Raw genomic sequence first — 24,812 nt, 5'->3', positions numbered from 1 at the left:
CAGAGGGTATTACCGACGCTGTCACTCGCCGTTTAGCTATGTTAACGTGATCGTAATGAAAATTGTTATCAGGAGTTTACGATGGATGCACTGGATCTTTTACTGAACCGCCGTTCGGCCTCACGCCTCGCCGAGCCTGCGCCCACCAATGAGGCTCGTCAAAATATCATCAACGCGGGCCTGCGGGCACCTGACCACGGCGCATTGCAGCCATGGCGTTTCGTGATGATTGAAAACCAGGGCCTGGAGCGCTTCAGCCAATTGTTACAAGCTGCTGCAAAGCAGGACGAAATGGACGAAGCGGCTATTGAGAAGGCGACAAAAGCGCCGTTCCGTGCACCGCTGATCATCACCGTAGTGGCGCATTGCACCGAAGAAACCAAGGTGCCGCGCTGGGAGCAGGTAGTTTCTGCCGGTTGTGCGGTACAGGCGATGCAGATGGCCGCGCTGGCGCAAGGTTTCAACGGCATCTGGCGTACCGGGGCCTGGACCGAACATCCTCTGGTTCGCGAAGCCTTTGGCTGCCGTGAGCAGGACGAAATTGTTGGCTTCCTGTATTTGGGGACTCCTCAGTTGAAAGCCGCAACCAAAGTTGTCGCACCGGACAGCACGCCGTTCGTCAGCTACTTCTAATAAACTCCGGCGCAGGGTTGCCGCAAAAATGCGTTAAATCCCGCCATTCTGTGTTGTTTCTGAGCAGGCTGTTCGGTTATCGACAGCCCGCTCTTACCATTCCCCTCGGCAAGCGCTACCCTATGATATCTTGAATGCCGTTAACCGAAGGGAGTGGTATATGACATCGCCAGCGATCCGTTTAACCCAGTACAGCCATGGCGCAGGCTGCGGTTGTAAAATCTCACCGAAAGTTCTCGAAACTATTCTGCACAGCGAGCGGGAGAAGTTTGTCGATCCGCGTTTGCTGGTGGGCAATGAAACCCGTGACGATGCTGCGGTGTATGACATCGGCAACGGCGTTGGCATTATCAGCACTACCGATTTCTTTATGCCTATCGTTGATAACCCGTTCGACTTCGGCCGCATCGCGGCAACCAATGCCATCAGCGACGTTTATGCCATGGGCGGTAAACCGATCATGGCGATTGCCATTCTGGGTTGGCCGATAGCCAAGCTGCCGCCGGAAGTCGCGCAACAGGTGATCGACGGTGGGCGCTATGCCTGCCAACAGGCGGGGATCGCGTTGGCAGGCGGCCATTCTATCGATGCGCCTGAGCCTATTTTTGGCCTGGCGGTTACCGGCATCGTCAGCACCGAGCGGGTGAAGAAAAACAGCGCGGCCCGGGCCGGAGCGCGGTTATTCCTGACCAAACCTCTGGGCATTGGCGTGCTGACCACCGCCGAGAAGAAAAGTAAGCTGCGGCCTGAACATGAAGGTCTGGCGACCGAGGTCATGTGCCAACTGAACAAACCGGGCGCGGATTTTGCCGATGTCGAAGGCGTAACGGCGATGACCGACGTGACCGGTTTCGGTCTGCTGGGCCACCTGAGTGAGGTTTGCCAGGGGTCAGGATTGCAGGCGACGGTCTGGTTTGAGCAAGTGCCAAAACTGCCGGACATCGAGCGCTATATTGACGAAGGCTGCGTGCCGGGCGGCACCGGGCGCAACTTTGAAAGTTACGGCCATCTGGTGGGTGAAATGACCAGCCTGCAGCGGCAATTGTTATGCGATCCGCAAACCTCCGGTGGCTTGCTGCTGGCTGTGTTGCCGGAAGCGGAACAGCAGGTTCAGGCGATTGCCGAACGTCACGGCATTCAGCTACAGGCCATCGGTGAACTGCATACGGCCGTTGCGGGCAAGCCGCTGATCGAGGTTGTGTAGTGTCTACTACGCTGGAGCGGGTAGATACCCAGGATTATCGACGTATTTTTTTGCAGGACATCCCGCTGATTGACGTGCGCGCGCCGGTTGAGTTTCAGCAGGGCGCTTTTGCCAATGCGGTAAACCTGCCGTTGATGAACGACGATGAACGGCAGGCTGTTGGCACCTGTTACAAACAGCAGGGTCAGCAGGCGGCGATTGCCCTGGGCCACAGCCTGGTTAACGGCCGATTGCGCGAGCAGCGCACGGCGGCGTGGCTGGCGCAATGCGCGCAATGGCCAGAAGGTTACCTCTACTGTTTTCGCGGCGGTTTGCGTTCGCAACTGGTACAGCAATGGCTACGTGAGGCTGGAGTGACCTATCCGCGCATTATTGGCGGCTACAAGGCGCTGCGTCAGTTCTTGCTGACCACGTTGGAACAAAGTGCCGAACTGCCGATGGTGCTGATCGGCGGCAATACCGGCAGCGGCAAAACGGTGTTGGTCAATGAGCTGGCCGAAGGTATCGATCTGGAGGGCGCGGCCCGGCATCGCGGTTCAGCTTTTGGCCGAACGCTGGTGGCACAAAGCGGCCAGATTGATTTTGAGAATCGTCTGGCTGTGTTATTGCTGAAAAAACAGCATGGTGGCTGCCGCCGCTGGGTGTTGGAGGATGAAGGGCGCATTATCGGCAGCAACAATCTGCCGTTACCCATCTTCAACCGCATGCAGCAAGCGCCGGTGGCCGTTATCGACGATCCGTTCGAGGTGCGTCTGGCACGGCTGCAGCATGAATATATCGATCGCATGCGCCTGGAGTTTGAACAGGCTCTGGGGGCGGAGCCGGGTTGGCAAAAATACGATGAGTATCTGCACCATGGGCTGTTCGCCATTCGCCGTCGTTTGGGTCTGGAGCGTTTTCAGCAGCTGACGAAGAGCCTGGAATCGGCGTTACAGCGCCACTATGTCAGCGGTAATAGTGACGCGCATCAGGAGTGGCTGGTGCCGTTGTTGCAGCACTACTATGATCCGATGTATCACTATCAATTGGAAAAGAAATCCCAGCGGATCGTATTCCGCGGGAATTATGCTGAAGTAAGAGAATTCCTGATGACGTATAGCCAGAATAACGGTGAATAATGCGACTGTTTATTGCCGAGAAACCGAGTTTGGCGCGCGCCATTGCCGACGTACTTCCCAAACCGCATCGCCGCGGCGACGGATTTATCGCCTGCGGTAACAATGATGTGGTGACCTGGTGTGTGGGCCACTTATTAGAGCAGGCGCAGCCTGATGCTTACGACAGCCGCTATGCGCGCTGGTCGCTGGCGGACTTGCCAATCATCCCAGAGAAGTGGCAGTTGCAGCCGCGCCCGTCGGTGAGCAAGCAGCTTAATGCGATCAAAAAACTGTTGCATGAAGCCGATGAGGTGGTGCACGCAGGTGACCCGGATCGCGAAGGCCAACTGCTGGTGGACGAAGTGCTCGACTATCTGGCGCTGACGCCGGAAAAACGGCACAGCGTACGCCGTTGCCTGATCAACGATCTCAACCCGCAGGCGGTGGAACGTGCCATAGAGCGGCTGCGTGATAACCGCGATTTTATCCCTTTGTGTGTATCTGCCCTGGCGCGTTCCCGCGCTGATTGGTTGTATGGCATCAACATGACCCGTGCCTACACCATTTTGGGGCGCAATGCCGGTTATGACGGCGTGTTGTCCGTTGGGCGGGTGCAAACGCCAGTATTGGGGCTGGTGGTACGGCGGGACGAAGATATCGAAAACTTCGTGTCGAAAGACTTTTTCGAAGTAAAAGCGCACATCGTGACGCCGAAAGAGGAGCGATTCGTCGCCCTGTGGCAACCCAGCGACTCCTGCGAACCCTATCAGGATGAGGAAGGGCGTCTGCTGCATCGACCTTTGGCGGAGCACGTGCTTAAGCGCATCGAGGGCCAACCGGCGCTAGTCACCTCCTATAATGATAAACGGGAATCAGATACCGCTCCGCTGCCGTTTTCATTGTCGACCTTGCAAATCGAAGCTTCCAAACGTTTTAACTTGAGTGCCCAGCAGGTGCTGGATGTCTGTCAGCGCCTGTACGAAACCCATAAGTTAATCACTTACCCGCGTTCTGATTGCCGCTACCTTCCGGAAGAGCATTTCGCCGGGCGTCATTCGGTGTTGAACGCCATCAGTGTTCATCAACCGGATCTTTATCCGCAGCCGGTGATCGACAGCGATCGTCGTAACCGTTGCTGGGATGACAAGAAGGTGGATGCCCACCACGCTATTATTCCGACAGCCCGTGCCAGCAAAGTCAGCCTGAGTCAGGACGAACTGAACGTTTATGGGCTGGTTGCCCGACAGTACCTGATGCAGTTTTGCCCGGATGCGATGTTCCGCAAATGCGTCATTGAGCTGGATATCGCCGGAGGCAAGTTTATCGCCAAGGCACGCTTTCTGGCTGAAGCAGGGTGGCGCACGCTATTGGGCAGCAAAGAGCGCGATGAAGAAAACGAAGGCGCACCATTACCGGTTGTGGCGAAGGATGACGAACTGCTGTGCGAACGCGGTGAAGTGGTTGAGCGTCAGACGCAGCCGCCGCGTCCGTTCACCGATGCCAGTCTGCTTTCCGCCATGACCGGTATTGCACGTTTTGTTCAGGATAAAGCGCTAAAGAAAATCCTGCGAGCGACCGATGGTTTAGGGACCGAGGCCACGCGCGCAGGCATTATTGAGTTGCTGTTCAAGCGGGCGTTTTTGTATAAGAAAGGGCGTTATATTCATTCCAGCGAAACCGGTCGGGCGTTGATCCATTCGCTGCCGGATATTGCAGCCCGTCCGGATATGACGGCGAACTGGGAGGCTACGCTGACGCAAATCAGTGAGAAATCCTGTCGCTATCAGGACTTTATGCAACCTCTGGTGGGGACTTTGCAGGAGCTGATTTATCAGGCCAAGCAGAGCCGGGCGAGTATGGCGTTTCGCGGGTTGCCGCCGCCACCTTCCTCCGGGGCAAAAAAACGCAAGAAAAGCGCCGGCAAGGCGCGGGAGAAGAGCGAATGAATTACGCCTTACTGATGCTGACCACTGGCGCACTGCTATTTTCGTCGGCAGTCATGGCCAACCGTGGCGATGTGGACGTGGTGGTGCCGGTGTCACCGGAAATTTGGGGTGCGGCGAAAAGCGCGGTGGCTCAACCTGTCGTGCAACCTTGCAGCCGCTGCTGTATTTATCAGGACCAAAACTATTCTGAAGGGGCGGTACTGAAGGTGGAAGGGGAAGTGCTGCAGTGCGTGCGCGATCCCAACGTGGTGGGAACCAATCCGCTGATCTGGATCCGTCTGAAGAAGTGACGCGGTAACGTCAACGGCTCAGGCTTTTGAGGTTAAACTGGCAATATACGCCGTCAGCAGCGGTACGTCGGCCGGAGCCAGCGGATAGTCAAACGCCTGCTCCGGCGTGATCCAAACAAAGTCGGCATGGCAGCGGTTCTGTAATTCGCCACTGAATGCCTCGACACGCCACGCATGTAACCTAATCACCCGCTCAGTTTGCTGCCACGTATTACTGGCGACGTAATTGCCGACGCTGGCCACAATCCCCAACTCTTCGTCCAGTTCACGCGCCAGGGCTTGAGGCTGACTTTCGCCCACTTCAACTTTTCCGCCGGGGAACTCCCACAGGCCGGCTTGATCGCTGTCGGCATCGCGTTGCGCCAGTAAAATTTTGCCATTCTTTTCGATAATGGCGGCGACGACATCGATAATTTTCATCTTTACCACAGAGAGAAACCCCGGCCGGGGCCGGGGTTGGGTTAATTACAGCGAGAACTCCGCCCAAACCGGCGCGTGATCCGAAGGTTTTTCCATCCCGCGGATATCATAATCGATGCCGGTGGCGATACAACGCGCGGCCAGTGGCGTGCTGGCTAACAGCAGATCAATGCGCAGGCCGCGGTTTTCATCAAAGCCGCGCGAACGGTAGTCGAACCAAGAGAACTGATCGTTGCGTTCTGGGTTGGCGTGGCGATAGGTATCCACCAGGCCCCAGTTCAGCAGGCGATCCATCCATTCACGTTCTTCCGGCAGGAAAGAGCATTTACCGGTGCGCAACCAGCGCTTGCGGTTCTCTTCACCGATACCGATATCATAATCGCTTGGGCTGATATTGACGTCGCCCATCACCAGTACCGGTGAGTCTACCGACATCTGCTGCTCAAGGTAGTTTTGCAGATCCTGATAGAAGCGCGTTTTGGCAGGAAATTTGATCGGGTGGTCACGGCTTTCACCCTGTGGGAAGTAGCCGTTGATCACCGTCAAAGTGCCCTGCGGCGTAGCCAGGTCGGCCATGATGATGCGACGTTGTGCGTCTTCCTCATCGGTAGGGAAACCGCGACGCACGGCCAGCGGCTTTTCTTTGGTTAGCAGTGCTACGCCGTAATGGCCTTTTTGTCCGTGATAGAACACGTGATAGCCGTACTGGCTGACGTCTTCCAATGGAAACATATCATCGTGAACTTTGGTTTCTTGCAGACCGATCACGTCGGGTTGGTGCTGCTCGATAATTGCGGCCAGTTGGTGCGGACGCGCGCGCAGTCCATTGATATTAAAAGAGACAAACTTCATGAGCGGTGCCGTTTATGCGAGAAAAATGTGTTGAGATAGTAGCAGAGTTTGGCCGGAAATGTAACGCGGGCCAGCGGCAATGGCCGCCGCTGGCAAGCCGGATTATTTCGCCCAGCGGTCGTAATTTTTGGGCTGATAGTCGTCGAATTGTTGCAGCAAGGTTTGTGCGGATTCGCTGATGTGCATGGTGCCGAGGTAGTCATGGCGCATAAAGCCCTGATCGGCCACGTGCTGCAGGAAATTGTTTAGCGGGCGGTAGAAACCGTTCACGTCGAGCAGGCCCACCGGTTTGCTGTGATAGCCAATCTGGCCCCAGGTCCAGATTTCAAACAGTTCTTCCAGCGTTCCTATGCCGCCAGGCAGGGCGATAAAACCGTCTGCCAGCGCCGCCATACGTGCTTTGCGGGTATGCATGTCAGGGACCACTTCCAGCTCGGTCAGGCCACGATGCGCGGTTTCTGCTTCGACCAATCGCTCAGGAATGATGCCAACGGCTTCGCCACCGGCGGCTAACACGGCATCCGCGACAATGCCCATTAGCCCTTTTTTACCGCCACCGTAGATTAAACGTCGACCCTGGGCCGCGAGAGTTTGGCCCAGTTGCCGTGCATTTTCGGCATATGCAGGGTTAACACCTTCGCTTGCTCCGCAAAAAACGCAGATATTGTTACGCATGCACTTTTTTCCTTACTGCATTAAAGAAGCCAGTGGTATAGCGAATTGTTGGCCGGAGTTCAAGTTGAGGATGTGCTGAAGGGTTAAGGGAATTGATAAATGAGATATCGGATTGCCAAGGATTGATTTGATTCAGGGGAGCATACAAGGATGGTGGTGGGGGAAGGATTCGAACCTTCGAAGTCTGTGACGGCAGATTTACAGTCTGCTCCCTTTGGCCGCTCGGGAACCCCACCATGGTATTCATGGCTTTACAAATTGTAGTTCCGGTTTTATCCGGAAGAAACCTGGCCGGTTTCCTTACTGCGTCTTCGCTCTTGGCAGAGAGAAGATGGTGGTGGGGGAAGGATTCGAACCTTCGAAGTCTGTGACGGCAGATTTACAGTCTGCTCCCTTTGGCCGCTCGGGAACCCCACCACTGGCCTTGCTTGCGAAACGTCTGTCTCGGTAAGCGGGGCGCATCATATCAAATGAAGCGCGCGTGTAAAGTATTGAAATGCAGAAAATGAATCGTTTGCCGATTTTTTACCCTTGGCGGTGCATCCCTGAACGAAAGGCACCGCTTTATTGAGCAATTACAGAATAACCGTCCGGTTGCCGTATACAAATACGCGCTGCGCCAACACGTGATAAAGCGCACGGCTAAGCGCGTTTTTCTCAACGTCACGTCCGGCGCGCATCATATCTTCGGCAGAGTAGGTGTGATCGACGTGGATCACGTCCTGCATGATGATCGGGCCTTCATCCAGATTATCGTTAACGTAGTGCGCCGTGGCGCCGATGATTTTTACGCCGCGCTCGTAAGCCTGATGATAAGGCCTTGCGCCGATAAAGGCCGGCAGGAAGGAGTGGTGAATATTGATCACCTGGTTCGGGTAGTGCTGTACGAATGCTGGCGTCAATACGCGCATATATTTGGCCAGTACCACGTAGTCCGGTTGGTATTGGTCGATCTGGGCCATCATTTTCTGATCGTGCTGATCGCGAGTCAGGCCTTCATGACTGACCAGATGGAATGGGATGTCGAAACGTTCTACCAGCGTTTGCAGCGTATCGTGGTTGCCGATAACCGCCGCGATCTCCACGTCCAGGCCACCGTAGGCGCTTTTCATCAGCAGGTCGCCCAGGCAATGTGCTTCTTTGGTCACCAGCACGACAATGCGGCGGCGGCCGGAGTTATGCAGTTCACGAACCGAGCCTGCCGGCAGCGCGCTGTCGAGATCCGCCAGCAACGTGGTGTCGTTGAAAATGCCTTCCAACTCGGTACGCATAAAGAAGCGACCGGTACGGTGATCGACGAACTCGTTGTTCTGAACAATGTTGAGCTCATGCTTATAGCAAATATTGGTGATCTTGGCGATCAGGCCTTTGGCATCCGGGCAAATGGTGCGCAAAACTTTTCTTTGTACATTTTGGTGTGGCATGGGGATGAGGATCCTGTCTGATACGGTATGTCCTGTCTGCGCAGGCGAGAATTTTATCGCTTTCATTTTCAGGCCATCGCCTGAAATCTCTTGAGCACGGTGACTGCCGGCTAACGCCCGCAGCACTTTTTATATTTTTTTCCTGAGCCGCATGGGCAAATGGCATTTCTGCCAGGCTGAGGTTTGGTTCCGTCAATATAATACCAGCGTTGGCCAAGCTGAAGGAAGCGCGAGCGTTCGTGCATCGCCCTTTGCTCACCGGTGCTGCCGTCGATGAAGCGGGCAATGAACTCGACAAAACCTTCACTGGCCTCATGGCCGGGTTTTTCTTCCACCACCGTCAGGCCGAGCCATTCGGTGTCTTTGAAACTGTCGACGATGCCATTGCGCCATTCTGCCGCGTGGCAGTCGGGGTGCCAGGTAGCAATCAGATAATCCACGTTGTGTTTTACGTAAGCGCTAAAGCGCGAACGCATTAACTGTCCGGGGGTCGATGGCGTTTGGCTACCGTTGATGTAGGGCTCGCAGCATGCGCTATACTCCACTCCGCCGCCGCAGGGGCATAATTCGGACAAGGTGACTCCTAAAATGGCCGGAACCTGAGGAACGGGCCGATGCCGAAAGAAATTTAGCGCATATGTTACCTAACATTATTCGATCGTGACAATCTACGCTGACAGCGTCATTGATACAATTCACCGGGCAAAGGGCGGAAACTATGCGAAAAATAAAGATTGGATTGGCATTGGGCGCGGGTTCGGCGAAGGGGTGGGCGCATATCGGCGTGATCAACGCGCTAAAGAAGTTGGGCGTTGAGGTCGATATAGTAGCCGGCTGCTCGGTGGGTGCCCTGGTGGGGGCCGCTTTTGCCAGCCATCGTTTGCCCGCTATGGAAACCTGGGTGCGTTCGTTCAGCTATTGGGACGTGATCCGATTGATGGACTTGTCCTGGCAACGGGGCGGGCTGCTACGCGGTGAACGGGTTTTCAACGCGGTGGGACAATTGCTGAAGATCGATGATATCGCCGAGTGCTCACTCAAATTCGGCGCCGTGGCAACCAATCTCAGTACCGGGCGTGAGCTGTGGTTGACGGAAGGCGATATTCATCAGGCGGTGCGTGCGTCGTGCAGCATGCCGGGCCTGTTGGCACCGGTCTGGTTTGATGGCTATTGGCTGGTGGATGGCGCAGTGGTGAATCCTGTGCCTATTTCATTGACCCGTGCATTGGGCGCCGACATCGTCATCGCCGTCGATTTGCAGCATGATGCTCATTTAATGCAGCAAGATTTGTTTTCGGTACGTAATCATGACGTAGAAGCGCCACAAGATCTCCCCGCCCGCAACTGGCGGGGGCGTTTAAGAGAACGAATCAGCAAAATGACGGCCAGAAAGCCTAATTTCACCCCAACGGCGATGGAAATCATGGGGACGTCGATCCAGGTTCTGGAAAATCGCCTGAAACGTAACCGCATGGCCGGCGACCCGCCAGATGTGTTGATTCAGCCCTATTGTCCGCAGATTTCCACGCTGGATTTCCATCGAGCGGATGAGGCAATCGCAGCTGGGAAATTGGCGGTAGAAAAACAGATCGATATGCTGTTGCCGTTGATAAAAAACAAATAACTACCGGTTTGCGGGAAAATACTCCACCGTTGGAAAAATTTCCGGCAAGCATAAATGGCCTTTTTGAGCCACTATTACACTATGGAAAGGGAAGAGGCACGGCTGATGGCATTACCATTGACTCACAAGCGCATTTTGGTGGTCGAGGACGAACTGGTTTTTCGTTCGGTGCTTGTTGGCTATTTGAAATCGTTGGGAGCAGAAACCAGTGAGGCGCCCAATGGTTTGCTGGCCTTGAGTCTGGTGGATGACGTTCATCCGGATTTAATCCTGTGCGATCTGGCGATGCCGGAAATGGACGGGATAGAGTTTGTCGAACATCTTCGCCTGCAGGGCGTACAAATTCCGGTGTTGGTGATATCGGCAACCGATAAAATGGCCGATATCGCCAAAATGCTGCGGTTAGGCGTACAGGACGTGTTGTTAAAGCCGGTGACCGATCTTAATCGTCTGCGTGAAGCGGTGCTGGGTTGTCTGTATCCCAATATGTTCACGTCCCCGGCGATTGAAGAAGTGGAGCTGTTACAGGACTGGGACGCGCTGAGTAAAAACCCCTCCGAAGCGGTGAAGCTACTCAAACAGTTGCAGCCTCCAGTGCAGCAGACCGTTGCCCATTGCCGGATTAATTATCGGCAATTAACCACCGGTGAAAACCCCGGGCTGGTACTGGATATTGCGGCGCTGTCGGATAAGGATCTGGCTTTCTATTGTCTGGATGTGACGCGTGCAGGGGATAATGGCGTATTGGCGGCGCTACTGTTGCGAGCTTTATTTAATGGGTTACTGCAAGATCATTTAGCGAATCAGCGTCAAAGGCTGCCGCAAATGAGCGCATTGTTAAAGCAAGTTAATCAATTATTACGCCAAGGCAAGTTGGAAGGGCAATTCCCACTGCTGGTGGGTTATTACCACGCCGAATATAAAAACCTGATTCTGGTCTCCGCCGGCCTGCATGCCAATGTGAATACCGGCGACAATCAAATTCAATTGAGCAACGGCGTGCCGCTCGGCACGCTGGGTGCCACCTACATGAATCAAATCAGCCAGCACTGTGCTGCCTGGCAGTGTCAGGTTTGGGGTTCTGGCGGGCGACTGCGGTTGATGCTCAGTGCCGAATAATCCCAACGGCTAAAATAGTATTTGAAATCCAGATATTTGAGATGCTTATTTTTACCTCAGTTAACCCCTTGGGTAATTGTCCTAAATTCTTTCTATTTGTGCTGCGGTTAATGCCAGACAGTCATAAGCTGGTATACTCCGAAGGTTTTTATATGGCGAAAAAGCTCATAAAGTGAGCGCTATTAAGAGAGGAAATAATGCCTGCTGTAAATCGTAAAGTCAGAAAGGCTGTGATCCCGGTTGCAGGCTTGGGAACACGGATGTTACCGGCGACAAAAGCCATTCCAAAAGAAATGCTGCCGCTGGTCGACAAACCCCTGATCCAATACGTGGTTAATGAATGTATTGCCGCGGGGATTAACGAGATTGTGCTGGTTACCCATTCCTCCAAGAATTCGATCGAAAACCATTTCGATACCAGCTTTGAGTTGGAAGCGATGCTGGAAAAGCGCGTTAAGCGCCAGTTGCTGGACGAAGTGCAGTCCATCTGTCCGAAGGGCGTGACCGTGATGCAGGTACGTCAGGGCGTTGCCAAAGGGCTTGGGCACGCCATTATGTGTGCCTATCCGCTGGTGGGTGACGAGCCGGTGGCCGTGATTTTGCCTGACGTAATCCTTGATGAGTACAGCTCCGATCTTAAAAAAGACAACTTGCACGAAATGCTGCAGCGGTTTGAGCAAACCGGCATCAGCCAGATCATGGTTGAACCCGTACCGCATAAAGATGTCGGTAATTACGGCGTAGCCGATTGCAAAGGCTACGCACTGCAGCCGGGTGAAAGTGCTCCGATGGTCAGCGTCGTCGAGAAGCCATCACCGGACGAAGCGCCTTCCAATCTGGCGATTGTAGGACGCTATGTGCTTTCTGCGGATATTTGGCCGCTGCTGTCGAAAACCCCTCCGGGCGCCGGCAATGAAATCCAGCTTACCGACAGCATCGAAATGCTGATGCAGCAAGAAACGGTTGAAGCCTATCACCTGAAAGGGATCAGCCATGACTGCGGCAACAAGCTGGGCTATATGCAGGCGTTTGTCGAATACGGCATGCGTCATCCGACACTCGGCAAAGATTTTTCGCAGTGGTTGAATCAGTTACTCGCCGCTGATAAAGAATAATTTATTTATCTTTCGTCTTAATTTGAAAAACTAGGATTTTCCCATGAAAGTAACAGTTTTTGGTATTGGCTATGTTGGCCTGGTGCAGGCTGCGGTGTTGGCTGAAGTCGGCCATGACGTTATGTGTATTGATATAGACGAACGTAAAGTCGAAAACCTGAAGAAAGGGAATATCCCTATTTTTGAGCCAGGCTTAACGCCATTGGTTCAGCAGAACTATGAAGCCGGCCGCCTGCATTTTACCACCGATGCCAAGGCTGGGGTGGCGCATGGTGCCATTCAATTTATCGCGGTGGGAACACCGCCGGATGAAGACGGTTCTGCCGATTTGAAATACGTGACTGCCGTTGCGCGCACCATCGCGGAGCACATGACCGAACACAAAGTGGTGATCGACAAATCTACCGTGCCGGTCGGCACCGCAGATAAAGTCCGCCAGGTGATGGAAGAAACCCTGCAAAAACGTGGCAGCAAAGTGCCTTTCGATGTGGTTTCCAACCCAGAGTTCCTGAAGGAAGGGGCAGCGGTAGCAGACTGCATGCGTCCTGAGCGCATCGTAATCGGTACCGATAACAAAGATGTGATCGAGCCTATTCGTGAACTGTACGAGCCGTTTAACCGCAATCACGATCGCATGATCATGATGGATATTCGCAGTGCCGAGTTGACTAAATATGCCGCCAACTGCATGCTGGCGACCAAAATCAGCTTTATGAACGAAATGTCCAACCTGGCCGAAATGCTGGGGGCGGATATTGAGAAAGTACGCCAGGGTATCGGTTCAGACTCCCGTATCGGTTATCACTTTATCTATCCAGGCTGCGGCTACGGCGGCTCCTGTTTCCCGAAAGACGTTCAGGCGCTGATCCGCACTGCGGAACATATTGGCTACCAGCCAAAACTGTTGCAGGCCGTAGAGCAGGTTAACTACCAGCAGAAGTATAAGCTGACCAAATTTATCAAGCAGCATTTCGGTGATGACCTGAAAGGCAAAACCTTTGCGCTATGGGGCTTGGCATTCAAACCGAATACCGACGATATGCGCGAAGCCTCCAGCCGGGTGCTGATGGAGCAACTGTGGGAAGCGGGCGCTATCGTTCAGGCTTACGATCCTGAAGCGATGAATGAAGTGCAACGTATTTACGGTCAACGTGACGATCTGAAGCTGGTAGGGACCAAAGAAGCGGCGCTGCATGGGGCTGATGCGTTGGTTATCTGTACTGAGTGGCAGAATTTCCGTGCGCCGGACTTCGATGTGATTAAGGGTGCGCTGAAGCAGCCGGTGATCTTTGATGGTCGCAACCTGTTTGATCCAGAGCGTCTGGAAAGCCGAGGCTTCACTTATTATGCGATTGGTCGCGGTGCGTCCATTCAGCCGGTTATTTAAGGGTTAACTATGAAATTCCTGGTTACGGGCGCGGCCGGTTTTGTCGGTTTTCACGTTGCTGAGCGGCTATTAGCTGCGGGGCATCAGGTTGTCGGTATCGATAACCTGAATGATTATTACGATGTGGGCCTGAAAATGGCCCGTCTTGAGCTGCTGGCGGATAAGCCAGCTTTCCAGTTTATTAAGCTGGATTTGGCCGATCGAGAGGGGATGGCGCAGTTATTCGCAGAACACCAGTTCCAGCGAGTGATCCATCTGGGTGCGCAAGCTGGCGTGCGCTATTCGCTGGAGAATCCACTGGCGTATGCGGACGCAAATCTCATCGGGCATTTAAACGTGCTGGAAGGCTGCCGACACAATAAGGTCGAACATCTGTTATATGCTTCGTCCAGCTCGGTATATGGCCTGAATCGTAAGCTGCCGTTTGCGACTGAAGATTCGGTCGATCACCCTGTATCATTGTATGCGGCAACCAAGAAAGCCAATGAGTTGATGTCGCACAGCTATTCTCACCTGTATGGTCTCCCAACCACCGGCCTGCGTTTCTTTACCGTCTATGGCCCGTGGGGGCGTCCAGATATGGCGCTGTTCAAATTCACCAAGGCCATATTGGCGGGTGACAGTATCGATGTATATAACCACGGTGAGATGCACCGTGACTTTACCTACATCGACGATATTGCCGAGTCTATTGTCCGCTTGCAGGCGGTTATTCCTCAGCCAAATGCTGACTGGACGGTAGAGCAGGGATCGCCGGCGACCAGTTCTGCCCCATACCATGTTTATAATATCGGCAATAGCAGCCCGGTGAAGCTGATGAAATATATCAGTGCACTGGAACAGGCGTTAGGGATTGAAGCGCGTAAAAATATGCTGCCTATGCAACCTGGCGACGTGTTAGATACCAGTGCCGATACCGCCGAGCTCTATCGCGTGATTGGATTTAAACCGGAAACCAGCGTTGAAGAAGGCGTGAAACGCTTTGTTGAATGGTATAAATCATTTTATAAAGCTCAGTAATTGAGCAGTGCGTTAATGCTATAAGGGGCTCAGGCCCCTTTTTTTATGCTTTGGAAAAATGAAGGGCTCTGCCGTTAGCTGGCGGATAAATGGGGCTGTCCATTAGGATAATTACGCAAAGCCCAGTGGGGGCTCTAAGAAACCTGAAAATAAGCATAACAAAAAGGCTCCCTTGGGAGCCTTTTTAACATGTGACTGGAATGCTATTACAGCAGGAAATCGTCCAGAGATTTACCTTGCTCTTCGATAGCTTTCTTAATCACTGCTGGGGTACGGCCCTGGCCAGTCCAGGTTTTCAGTTCACCGTTTTCGTCTTTATATTGGTATTTAGCTGGACGTGCTGCACGTTTCGCTTTACCTGCGGCTTTAGTTGCAGCCATAGTTTGCAGCAGTTCATTTGGATCAATACCGTCAGCAATCAGCATTTCACGATATTGCTGCAGTTTACGGGTACGTTCTTCAACTTCTGCTTGAGCCTGGCTGTCTTCTTCGCGACGTTCGTTCACAACAACTTCCAGTTTTTCAAGCATCTCTTCCAGCGTTTCCAGGCTGCATTCTCTTGCCTGAGCGCGGAGAGTACGGATGTTGTTCAAAATCTTTAATGCTTCGCTCATTGTCCTAGTCTCAAATTATATTGGTGGGGGGCGTCTGGATAATAATAGAGTGCTCTTTTCTTTTCTGCAATAGCCAAATTGAAAGGAACGCTCAAATTTACCTTTTAAAAGACCTAACCAGAACTCTCTGGCTAATATAAGCGGGGGAGATAAGTATTACAACCTCCCTTTTTAAGTCAAATTTTCTACAGCAGCGCTATGTTTGCTGCACCACAAAGGCATTCATGGCTAAGTTATAATTGTGTTTTATATCAATATAACTCTGAATTCTGTGGGTTAAATCACGAGTTTTAGTCTGCCAACACTGTAAACAATAGGGGTATATCAGTAAAGGTAACGTCAAGAACTGTACCCGGTCTGTTTTATGTCATTAAATACTCAGGCGCGGCGTCTGGAGGGGGTAATAGATTTAATCTTACGCGCTGGCACCTGTTGCAGGGCCGCTTCACGGCATTGGCATAACCATTAATGTTGGGCGCTAATCATTAGTAGTAATTAAATGTGATGACGGACAGAAACCATCCTGTAAATAGATGTAAAAGCGCTATGGTAGCAGAACGGAATGTTTCATTTGAAAGTCGACTATTCGTCTGGCCCGGATATTGATTAATCCCGAGGTGTAAGCCGGTTGTCGCCTTATGGTACACTTGGCTGCTGAATCAACCGCTGAATATTTCTTATACCATTGGAGTAGCGGGCCCATGGCTCAACTTTATTTTTATTACTCTGCTATGAATGCAGGGAAATCTACCGCGTTGCTGCAATCTTCATATAATTATCAAGAACGTGGTATGCGTACGCTGGTGTTTACCGCCGAAATAGATCACCGTTTTGGCGTGGGTAAGGTGAGCTCGCGGATCGGCCTGTCTTCCCAGGCACAGCTGTATAATAATGACTCTATGCTTTTTACGATGATTGCGCAGGAACATCAGCAGCAACCTGTGCACTGCGTTTTGCTTGATGAAAGCCAGTTCCTGACGAAACAGCAGGTCGAGCAATTGTGCGATGTTGTCGATCAGTTGGATATTCCGGTGCTGTGTTACGGTTTGCGTACCGACTTCCTGGGGGAACTGTTTATTGGCAGTCAATATCTGCTGGCCTGGGCAGACAAGTTGGTGGAGCTGAAAACCATTTGCCACTGCGGGCGCAAGGCGAATATGGTGCTGCGACTTGATGAGAGCGGGAAGGCGATGCATGCCGGTGAACAGGTGGTGATTGGCGGTAACGAAAGCTACGTCTCCGTCTGCCGCAAACATTACAAAGAAGCGATACAGGCATTGGAATAGCCTCCAGCGTGCAACAGAGAACCTTGCAGAGCGTTTTGACGCTATTGCGTAGACACTACCGGATTGATGAATAATATCACCGCATAAAAAAACCGCCTTTCGGCGGTTTTTTGTTGGCTCAACTCAATGAACCGTTATTTTTTGGTCTTTTTTACCGTCTTGGCGACAACCGGTGCGGTCAGAACCTCTTCATCAACCGCTTCGCTGAATTTACGGCCGTAGAAGGTATCCAGCATGATTTGCTTGAGTTCAGCAATCAGCGGATAACGAGGGTTAGCGCCGGTACATTGGTCATCAAAGGCGTCTTCAGACAGCTTGTCTACTTTCGCCAGGAAATCGGCTTCGAGCACGCCGGCTTCGCGGATTGAAGCAGGGATGCCCAGTTCGGCCTTGATTTCGTCCAGCCAGGTCAGCAGCTTCTCGATTTTCTGTGCGGTACGGTCGCCCGGTGCGCTCAGGCCCAGATGGTCAGCGATTTCAGCGTAGCGGCGACGCGCTTGTGGGCGGTCGTACTGGCTGAAAGCCGTTTGCTTGGTTGGGTTGTCGTTCGCGTTATAGCGAATGACGTTGGAAATCAGCATAGCGTTGGCCAAACCGTGTGGGATGTGGAACTCGGAGCCCAGTTTGTGGGCCATTGAGTGGCAAACCCCGAGGAAGGCGTTGGCGAACGCGATACCGGCGATGGTCGCAGCATTGTGCACGCGCTCACGGGCTACCGGGTTCTTGGCACCTTCTTTATAGCTGGTTGGCAGATACTCTTTCAGCAGTTTCAACGCTTGCAGCGCCTGACCGTCGGAGTATTCGTTCGCCAGGACTGAAACATAAGCTTCCAGCGCGTGAGTTACCGCATCCAAGCCACCGAAGGCGCACAGGGATTTCGGCATGTTCATGACCAGGTTGGCGTCAACAATCGCCATGTCTGGTGTCAATGCATAATCCGCCAGAGGATATTTCTGGCCGGTTACGTCGTCGGTCACTACTGCAAACGGCGTAACTTCTGAACCGGTACCTGAGGTGGTGGTGACGGCAATCATTTTTGCCTTCACGCCCATTTTCGGGAACTTGTAGATGCGTTTACGGATATCCATAAAGCGCAGCGCCAGGTCTTCGAAGTGGGTTTCAGGGTGTTCGTACAGCACCCACATGATCTTCGCAGCATCCATCGGTGAACCGCCGCCCAGCGCGATGATCACGTCTGGCTTGAAGGAGTTCATCTGTTCAGCGCCTTTACGCACGATGGACAGCGTTGGATCCGCTTCAACTTCAAAGAATACTTCTGTTTCAATGCCGTGCGATTTCAGAACGGAGGTAATCTGGTCTGCATAGCCGTTGTTGAACAGGTAGCGGTCGGTCACAATGAAGGCGCGTTTTGCCCCGTCGGTCGCTACTTCTTCCAGCGCGATTGGCAGTGAGCCACGGCGGAAGTAGATTGATTTCGGAAGTTTATGCCACAACATGTTTTCTGCTCGCTTCGCTACAGTTTTCTTGTTGATCAGGTGTTTTGGACCGACGTTTTCAGAGATGGAGTTACCGCCCCAGGAACCGCAGCCCAGCGTCAGAGACGGAGCGAGTTTGAAGTTGTACAGGTCACCGATCCCACCCTGAGAAGCAGGGGTGTTGATCAGGATACGCGCGGTTTTCATCTTGTCGCCGAAGAAGGCTACGCGTTCCGGCTGGTTATCCTGGTCGGTGTACAGACAAGAGGTGTGACCGATACCGCCCATGGCGACCAGTTTTTCCGCTTTGCTGACGGCGTCTTCAAAGTCTTTGGCGCGATACATAGCCAGCGTTGGCGACAGTTTTTCGTGAGCGAAAGGTTCTGACTCATCGACCAGCTTCACTTCACCGATCAGCACTTTAGTGCTTGCCGGGACTTTGATGCCTGCCATTTCAGCGATTTTCGGTGCTGACTGACCGACGATAGCCGCATTGAGGCCACCGTTTTTCAGGATGATGTCCTGTACGGCCTTCAGCTCTTTACCCTGCAGCATGTAGCCGCCATGGGAAGCGAAACGTTCGCGCACTGCGTCATAGATGGAGTCAACCACGATGACGGATTGCTCAGAGGCGCAAATCACACCGCTGTCGAAAGTTTTAGACATCAGAATAGAGGCCACGACGCGTTTGATATCCGCCGTTTCGTCAACCACTACCGGGGTATTACCCGCACCCACGCCGATGGCCGGTTTGCCGGAGCTGTAGGCTGCTTTCACCATGCCTGGGCCACCGGTGGCCAGGATCAGGTTGATGTCAGGGTGGTGCATCAGCTGGTTGGAGAGTTCAACGGTAGGTTGATCGATCCAGCCGACGATGTCTTTTGGCGCACCGGCGGCAATCGCTGCCTGCAGCACGATATCGGCCGCTTTGTTGGTGGCGTTTTTCGCACGTGGGTGCGGAGAGAAAATGATACCGTTACGGGTTTTCAGGCTGATTAACGCTTTGAAAATGGCCGTGGAAGTTGGGTTGGTGGTGGGTACGATACCGCAAATCAGGCCGATAGGTTCGGCGATGGTGATGGTACCGAAAGTATCGTCTTCAGACAGGATACCGCAGGTTTTTTCATCTTTATAGGCGTTATAGATAAACTCTGATGCGAAGTGGTTCTTGATCACTTTATCTTCAACGATACCCATACCGGATTCTTCAACGGCCATTTTAGCCAGAGGAATACGGGCATCGGCAGCGGCGAGGGCAGCAGCGCGGAAAATTTTATCAACTTGCTCTTGAGTGAAGTTGGCATATTCGCGCTGGGCTTTTTTGACACGTGCAACTAGCTCGTTCAGTTCAGCGACATTTGTTACAGCCATAATGCTCTCCTGATAATGTTAAACTCTTTCAGTAAATCAGCCGTGCGAGCAACTAGTATAGACAGATCGGTGGAAAATGCTGTTTTAAAAACAAAGGTTTCCCATCTTTTTGTGCTGCATGTTGCTGATTTGCTTAAAGAGCTTTACCCGATGCTTCAGCAGGAGAAGACAGCGGGCCGAACAGAGATGCCACTTTTTCCTTAACCTGTTCTACTCCCTGACTACGACTAAGAGCTTAACTACTCTTGGGTAGTGATTATGTGATTTAAATCAAAAAAATCGCATGCTGACACCATTCAGCTATGGTTTTTGAGAATCATTCTTAATAACTGCGATGTCAGGCACTTTTTTCAACATAAAAAATCATAAACCGTACATTACGTTAACAATGGTGATTTGCTTTATCAATACGCGCATTAATAGATAAAAATCCTGCTGATGACCAATGGATAACCCGTGGCAATTCCATTACATTAGCGCGCGTAGGCAGTGTCACTTTTAAAGCTATTAAAGCGGAGTCATTTGTGGGCCAATCTCTGTTGGATTTTTCCGGCTACATTAAATTTTTTGTCGGCCTGTTTGCGCTGGTGAACCCGGTGGGCATTTTGCCGGTATTTATCAGCATGACCAGCTACCAGGCAGCTGCCGGGCGCAACAAAACCAACCTGACCGCCAATCTGTCGGTCGCCATTATCCTGTGGACCTCGCTATTTTTGGGGGAGGGGATTTTGCGCATGTTCGGCATCTCAATCGATTCCTTCCGCATTGCCGGCGGCATCCTGGTGGTTACCATTGCGATGTCGATGATCAGCGGCAAACTGGGGGAAGACAAACAGAACAAACAGGAAAAATCAGAAAGCGCGATCCGCGAAAGCATTGGCGTCGTGCCGCTGGCATTACCGCTTATGGCCGGGCCGGGTGCGATCAGCTCCACCATCGTTTGGAGTTCCCGCTACCATAGCTGGCAGAACCTGTTGGGCTTTACTCTCGCTATCGCGTTGTTTGCCTTTTGTTGTTGGCTGTTGTTCCGGGCCGCGCCTTTGTTGGTGCGTTTATTGGGGCAAACCGGCATTAACGTCATCACCCGAATCATGGGTTTATTGCTGATGGCTTTGGGTATCGAATTTATCGTTACCGGTATTAAGGCCATATTCCCGGGACTGTTGTAATCCGGCGACGGAGTCGTGAATAGGGCGATTCGCGACTCAAATTAATTTTAAAAATTAAAATCAATTATTGGTTCGCATTAATATAGTGCGCAATATGAATGAATTTTATTCACTTGCACCAGGATGTGGCATAAATCTCAATTTGTTGCTCAATAAAAACGCTAAGCGTTGTTTTTACCCCTTATCCTCCCCAGTTTTTGCCCTTTTTCTGCCTCCTAACATCAAATCCGCTGTTAATTTAATCACATCATTCTGTAGGGCTTGTCTCGCTTTCATCCAGGTGTTATTAGTGATTAACCGCACATAAGCAGGTGTTTGTTCTTTGAACGGCTGGTTTGTTAACTGAATGTTTCTTTGTCTGTTTTGCCAGTTTGCTTCGTGCCGTCAGGATAAAGCTTGCTTTATTTTATCTGATTAAAATCAATTGGTTATGTTGTGTAACTGTCACCCTCGTCCGGGGGGTACAGATCGGGCTTGATGCAATAAAAGAGAATTGCTTAACATTTCTGTAAAAATTATTGGCTATGGAATTTGCCTTCTGCTAATTTCCGAGCAACTTTCTACGCGCAATTAACGCGATTGCGTCGTCAAAGTGGGAATGATTTTTGCTGGTGTCTGTTTATTTAGAATTCTTATAAATACTTCACGAATATCGATAAGCAATGCTTGTTGGTGAAAAGGAGCCTCGACCATGCAGCAAACCCGAAAGCGTACTCCATTGGCTATGTTCATTGCCGGCTTGCTGAGTATCAGCGCCGTATATTCTGCTCAGGCGGCCGACGTTCCGGCCGGAGTGCAATTGGCTCAGCAGCAGAACATTGTAATTAACAACGGCACGGAAGTGGCTTCGTTGGATCCGCAAAAGGTCGAGGGGATACCGGAAAGTAATATTATTCTTAACCTGTTGGAAGGGCTGGTCAGCACCGATGCCAATGGGCATGTGGTACCGGCGGCGGCAGCCCAATGGGAAAATCAGGATTTCAAAACCTGGACTTTCCACCTGCGTCCGGACGCGGTGTGGAGCGACGGCTCCCCGGTTACCGCACAGGACTTCGTTTATAGCTGGCAGCGCCTGGCCGATCCGAAAACCGGCTCGCCTTACGCCAGCTATCTGCAGTACGCCAAAATTGAAAATATCGACGACATCCTGACCGGCAAGAAAGGGCCGCAAAGCCTGGGCATTAAAGCCATCGATGATAAAACGCTGCAGGTCACGCTCAGCGAACCGGTACCTTATTTCATCAGCATGCTGAGCCGTACGGCATTAATGCCGGTAAAACGCGCAGTAATCGAGAAGTTTGGCGAGAAATGGACGCTGCCGGCGAACTATGTCGGCAATGGAGCCTATCGCCTGAAAGAGTGGGTGGTGAATGAGCGCATTGTGCTTGAACGCAGCCCGAGCTATTGGAACAACAAGAAAACGGTGATCGATAAGGCGACGTTCTTGCCGATCGCCTCCGAGGTCAGCGACGTTAACCGCTTCCGCAGTGGTGAAATTGATATCACCAACAGCGCCATCCCGCCGAACCTGTTCGCGAAGATGAAGAAAGAGATCCCTGAGCAACTGCACGTTAACCCTTATCTGTGCACCTTTTATTACGAGATTAACAACCAGCGTGCGCCCTTTACCGATCCGCGAGTGCGCGCTGCCGTGAAACTTACGCTGGACCGCGACATTATCGCCAACAAAATCATGGGCCAGGGGCAGATCCCGGCGTTCAGTTTCACCCCAACCTTTACTGAGGGCGCCAAATTCACCGCGCCGGCGTGGGCGAGTTGGAGCCAGGAACAGCGCAATGCCGAGGCCAGGAAGCTGCTGGAACAAGCCGGTTTCAGCGCCGCCAAACCGCTTAAGTTCACGCTGCTGTACAACACTTCCGACCAAAATAAGCAGCAGGCCATCGCCGCCGCTTCGATGTGGAAGAAAAACCTTGGCGCTGAGGTGACACTGCGCAATCAAGAATGGAAAACCTCGCTTGAAAGCCGCCATCAGGGGCAGTACGACATAGCGCGTGCCACCTGGTGCGGTGACTACAACGAGCCGAGCGCATTCCTCAATCTGGTGCTTTCCAACAGCAGCATCAACACCATTTTTTACAAGAGCCCGGCGTTTGACGCCCTGATGGCCGGCACGCTAAAAGCGCCGGACGAGGCTGCACGCGCCGCCCTTTATCAGCAGGCAGAGGCTCAGTTAGATAAAGATTCGGCGTTGATTCCGGTGTATTACCGCGTCAGCGCCCGCCTGATCAGACCGTCGGTGGGGGGCTTTACCGGTAAAGATCCGCTGGACTACACCGATGTGAAAAATCTGTACATCATCAAGCAGTAACGAGGGGTATTACGCCACGCCATCAGCGGTGGAGTAATACAGGGAAGGCCGCCTGCCGTATTCGTTCAGCGGCAGCCGGTATAACAAGGTCCGCTCACGGGCAACGCAGGCTCCACGATGAGCCTGTGATAATAAAAACTGGAGTATACACATGACCAACATCACGAAAAAAACCATCCTTGCGGCCGGCATTATTGCCGCGCTGGGTATCACAGCAACCGGAAGTGCTTTTGCGGCCGACGTGCCGGCGGGCGTGCAACTGGCGGACAAACAAGAGATCGTTAAGAACAACGGTTCGGAAGTGCAATCGCTCGACCCGCATAAAATCGAGGGCGTGCCTGAAAACAACGTAACGCGCGATCTGATGGAAGGCCTGGCCAACAACGGCCTGGATGGTTCCATTGTCCCGGGCGTAGCGGAAAGCTGGGATAACAAAGATTTTAAAGTCTGGACCTTCCATCTGCGTAAAGACGCAAAATGGTCGAACGGCAAGCCGGTCACGGCGCAAGATTTCGTGTATAGCTGGCAGCGCGTGGTGGATCCAAAAACCGCATCACCTTATGCCAGCTACCTGCAATATGCCCACGTAGAAAACGTGGATGACGTCATCGCCGGCAAGAAAGATAAGTCTACCCTGGGCGTGAAAGCCATTGATGACCATACCTTCCAGGTGACTCTGACCGAGCCGGTGCCATACCTGGTTGAAATGACGCCGCACTATGCGATGAAGCCCGTATATAAAGAAGCCGTCGAGAAGTTTGGCGAGAAGTGGACCTTACCGGCCAACTACGTCAGCAACGGCGCTTACAAACTGAAAGATTGGGTGGTTAACGAACGTATTGTGCTGGAACGTAACCCGGAATATTGGGATAACGCGAAAACCATCATCAACAAAGTGACCTTCCTGCCAATTTCTTCGGAAGTGACCGACGTTAACCGTTACCGCACCGGCGAAATCGACATGACCTATAACAACATGCCGATCGAACTGTTCCAGAAGTTGAAAAAAGAGATCCCGAAAGAGGTTCACGTAGATCCTTATCTGTGTACCTACTACTACGAAATCAACAACCAGAAAGCGCCATTTACCGACGCACGCGTGCGTGAAGCGCTGAAATTGGGTCTGGATCGCGACATCATCACCAATAAAGTGAAAAACCAGGGCGATCTGCCGGCTTACAGCTTCACACCACCATACACCGACGGCGCCAAACTGACTCCGCCTGAGTGGTTCAGCTGGACGCAAGAAAAACGCAATGAAGTGGCGAAAAAGCTGCTGGCCGATGCAGGCTATGGCCCAGGCAAACCGCTGACCTTCTCCCTGTTGTACAACACTTCAGATCTGCATAAGAAGCTGGCGATTGCCGCAGCCTCCATCTGGAAGAAAAACCTGGGTGTGGATGTGAAGTTGGTGAACCAGGAGTGGAAAACCTTCCTGGATACCCGCCATCAGGGGACCTACGACGTTGCGCGTGCCGGCTGGTGTGCAGACTACAACGAACCTAGCTCGTTCCTGAACATGATGCTGTCTGACAGCAGCAGTAACACCCCGCACTATAAGAGCGCCGAATTCGATAAGCTGATGGCCAATGTGCTGACGGCGAAAACCAAAGAAGAACGTGCCGAGCTGTATCAGAAAGCCGAAGTTCAGCTGGATAAAGATTCTGCCATCGTTCCGGTTTATTACTACGTGAATGCCCGTCTGGTGAAACCTTATGTTGGGGGTTACACCGGTAAAGACCCGCTTGATAACGTGTACGATAAAAACCTGTACATCATCAAGCATTGATACGGTAAGTGC

The 24,812-nt window shown here is 52.4% G+C and carries 21 protein-coding genes and 2 tRNA genes; 14 read left to right on the top strand and 9 right to left on the bottom strand.

What is annotated here, in order from left to right; translation table 11 throughout:
- The first annotated feature begins 81 nt into the window (after nt 1-81).
- The 5 genes from M2407_RS07600 to M2407_RS07580 all read left to right on the top strand — a co-directional run bounded on the left by M2407_RS07600 (nt 82) and on the right by M2407_RS07580 (nt 5,170).
- Complete coding sequence (locus tag M2407_RS07600; RefSeq protein WP_020827205.1) at nt 82-633, top strand: NAD(P)H nitroreductase; 552 nt, start codon at nt 82-84, stop codon at nt 631-633.
- 160 nt (nt 634-793) lie between these two features.
- A complete protein-coding gene (gene selD, locus M2407_RS07595; RefSeq protein ID WP_201896322.1) occupies nt 794-1,837 on the top strand; it encodes a selenide, water dikinase SelD in 1,044 nt (347 codons plus the stop codon).
- Nucleotides 1,837-2,955, top strand: a complete 1,119-nt coding sequence (gene mnmH / locus M2407_RS07590; protein WP_259217490.1) for a tRNA 2-selenouridine(34) synthase MnmH — start codon at nt 1,837-1,839, stop codon at nt 2,953-2,955. Before selD ends, mnmH begins: the two co-directional genes overlap by 1 nt.
- A complete protein-coding gene (locus M2407_RS07585) occupies nt 2,955-4,880 on the top strand; it encodes a DNA topoisomerase III (protein WP_020827202.1) in 1,926 nt (641 codons plus the stop codon). The genes mnmH and M2407_RS07585 overlap by 1 nt, the downstream gene beginning before the upstream one ends.
- Nucleotides 4,877-5,170: a DUF1496 domain-containing protein gene (locus M2407_RS07580; RefSeq protein WP_128864690.1), complete on the top strand. Its 294-nt coding sequence runs from the start codon at nt 4,877-4,879 to the stop codon at nt 5,168-5,170. Before M2407_RS07585 ends, M2407_RS07580 begins: the two co-directional genes overlap by 4 nt.
- 18 nt (nt 5,171-5,188) lie before the next feature.
- Here the strand turns inward: M2407_RS07580 and M2407_RS07575 are convergent, their stop codons facing one another.
- From M2407_RS07575 to M2407_RS07545, 7 genes are all read right to left on the bottom strand, one after another.
- A complete protein-coding gene (locus M2407_RS07575) occupies nt 5,189-5,590 on the bottom strand; it encodes a pyrimidine (deoxy)nucleoside triphosphate diphosphatase (RefSeq protein ID WP_046373373.1) in 402 nt (133 codons plus the stop codon).
- Nucleotides 5,591-5,635: 45 nt separating this feature from the next.
- Nucleotides 5,636-6,442 (bottom strand): exodeoxyribonuclease III, encoded by an 807-nt coding sequence (gene xthA / locus M2407_RS07570; protein ID WP_020827199.1) that lies wholly within the window; start codon nt 6,440-6,442, stop codon nt 5,636-5,638.
- Nucleotides 6,443-6,544: 102 nt separating this feature from the next.
- Nucleotides 6,545-7,117, bottom strand: coding sequence for a TIGR00730 family Rossman fold protein (locus M2407_RS07565; protein WP_020827198.1), 573 nt, complete (start codon nt 7,115-7,117; stop codon nt 6,545-6,547).
- Between the two features lie 151 nt (nt 7,118-7,268).
- A tRNA-Tyr gene (locus tag M2407_RS07560) sits at nt 7,269-7,353 on the bottom strand.
- A 96-nt stretch (nt 7,354-7,449) separates the two neighbouring features.
- Nucleotides 7,450-7,534 (bottom strand) — tRNA-Tyr (locus M2407_RS07555).
- A 158-nt stretch (nt 7,535-7,692) separates the two neighbouring features.
- Nucleotides 7,693-8,541 (bottom strand): formyltetrahydrofolate deformylase, encoded by an 849-nt coding sequence (gene purU / locus M2407_RS07550; RefSeq protein ID WP_020827197.1) that lies wholly within the window; start codon nt 8,539-8,541, stop codon nt 7,693-7,695.
- Nucleotides 8,542-8,651: 110 nt separating this feature from the next.
- Nucleotides 8,652-9,116, bottom strand: a complete 465-nt coding sequence (locus M2407_RS07545) for a YchJ family protein (RefSeq protein WP_046373374.1) — start codon at nt 9,114-9,116, stop codon at nt 8,652-8,654.
- Between the two features lie 143 nt (nt 9,117-9,259).
- Here M2407_RS07545 and rssA point away from each other — a divergent pair, with 143 nt between their 5' ends.
- From rssA to M2407_RS07520, 5 genes are all read left to right on the top strand, one after another.
- Complete coding sequence (gene rssA, locus M2407_RS07540) at nt 9,260-10,165, top strand: patatin-like phospholipase RssA (protein WP_122079521.1); 906 nt, start codon at nt 9,260-9,262, stop codon at nt 10,163-10,165.
- A gap of 105 nt (nt 10,166-10,270) precedes the next feature.
- Nucleotides 10,271-11,284: a two-component system response regulator RssB gene (gene rssB / locus M2407_RS07535; RefSeq protein WP_041415428.1), complete on the top strand. Its 1,014-nt coding sequence runs from the start codon at nt 10,271-10,273 to the stop codon at nt 11,282-11,284.
- A 197-nt stretch (nt 11,285-11,481) separates the two neighbouring features.
- On the top strand, nt 11,482-12,399 hold the full coding sequence (gene galU, locus M2407_RS07530; RefSeq protein ID WP_130016750.1) for a UTP--glucose-1-phosphate uridylyltransferase GalU: 918 nt from the start codon (nt 11,482-11,484) through the stop codon (nt 12,397-12,399).
- Nucleotides 12,400-12,442: 43 nt separating this feature from the next.
- Nucleotides 12,443-13,786, top strand: coding sequence for a UDP-glucose/GDP-mannose dehydrogenase family protein (locus tag M2407_RS07525; RefSeq protein WP_061069108.1), 1,344 nt, complete (start codon nt 12,443-12,445; stop codon nt 13,784-13,786).
- A gap of 9 nt (nt 13,787-13,795) precedes the next feature.
- Nucleotides 13,796-14,806, top strand: a complete 1,011-nt coding sequence (locus M2407_RS07520) for an NAD-dependent epimerase (RefSeq protein ID WP_128864688.1) — start codon at nt 13,796-13,798, stop codon at nt 14,804-14,806.
- A gap of 206 nt (nt 14,807-15,012) precedes the next feature.
- Here the strand turns inward: M2407_RS07520 and hns are convergent, their stop codons facing one another.
- Nucleotides 15,013-15,420 (bottom strand): histone-like nucleoid-structuring protein H-NS, encoded by a 408-nt coding sequence (gene hns, locus M2407_RS07515; protein WP_006321188.1) that lies wholly within the window; start codon nt 15,418-15,420, stop codon nt 15,013-15,015.
- A 701-nt stretch (nt 15,421-16,121) separates the two neighbouring features.
- On the opposite strand from hns, the gene M2407_RS07510 reads away from it, so the two are divergent.
- Nucleotides 16,122-16,706 carry a thymidine kinase gene (locus M2407_RS07510; RefSeq protein WP_122079517.1) on the top strand — a complete coding sequence of 195 codons (585 nt, stop codon included), beginning with the start codon at nt 16,122-16,124 and terminating at the stop codon, nt 16,704-16,706.
- Between the two features lie 134 nt (nt 16,707-16,840).
- Here the strand turns inward: M2407_RS07510 and adhE are convergent, their stop codons facing one another.
- Nucleotides 16,841-19,513: a bifunctional acetaldehyde-CoA/alcohol dehydrogenase gene (gene adhE / locus M2407_RS07505; protein WP_259217483.1), complete on the bottom strand. Its 2,673-nt coding sequence runs from the start codon at nt 19,511-19,513 to the stop codon at nt 16,841-16,843.
- A 524-nt stretch (nt 19,514-20,037) separates the two neighbouring features.
- Here adhE and M2407_RS07500 point away from each other — a divergent pair.
- From M2407_RS07500 to oppA, 3 genes are all read left to right on the top strand, one after another.
- Nucleotides 20,038-20,682, top strand: coding sequence for a YchE family NAAT transporter (locus M2407_RS07500; protein WP_020827188.1), 645 nt, complete (start codon nt 20,038-20,040; stop codon nt 20,680-20,682).
- A 691-nt stretch (nt 20,683-21,373) separates the two neighbouring features.
- Nucleotides 21,374-23,011: an ABC transporter substrate-binding protein gene (locus tag M2407_RS07495; protein ID WP_217331331.1), complete on the top strand. Its 1,638-nt coding sequence runs from the start codon at nt 21,374-21,376 to the stop codon at nt 23,009-23,011.
- Between the two features lie 151 nt (nt 23,012-23,162).
- Nucleotides 23,163-24,800 carry an oligopeptide ABC transporter substrate-binding protein OppA gene (gene oppA, locus M2407_RS07490; RefSeq protein ID WP_020827186.1) on the top strand — a complete coding sequence of 546 codons (1,638 nt, stop codon included), beginning with the start codon at nt 23,163-23,165 and terminating at the stop codon, nt 24,798-24,800.
- The last annotated feature ends 12 nt before the right edge of the window (nt 24,801-24,812 follow it).

Source organism: Serratia sp. BIGb0234, assembly GCF_024809915.1.
GTDB classification, from domain to species: domain Bacteria; phylum Pseudomonadota; class Gammaproteobacteria; order Enterobacterales; family Enterobacteriaceae; genus Serratia; species Serratia liquefaciens.
This window is presented reverse-complemented; position numbering and strand designations above follow the sequence as displayed.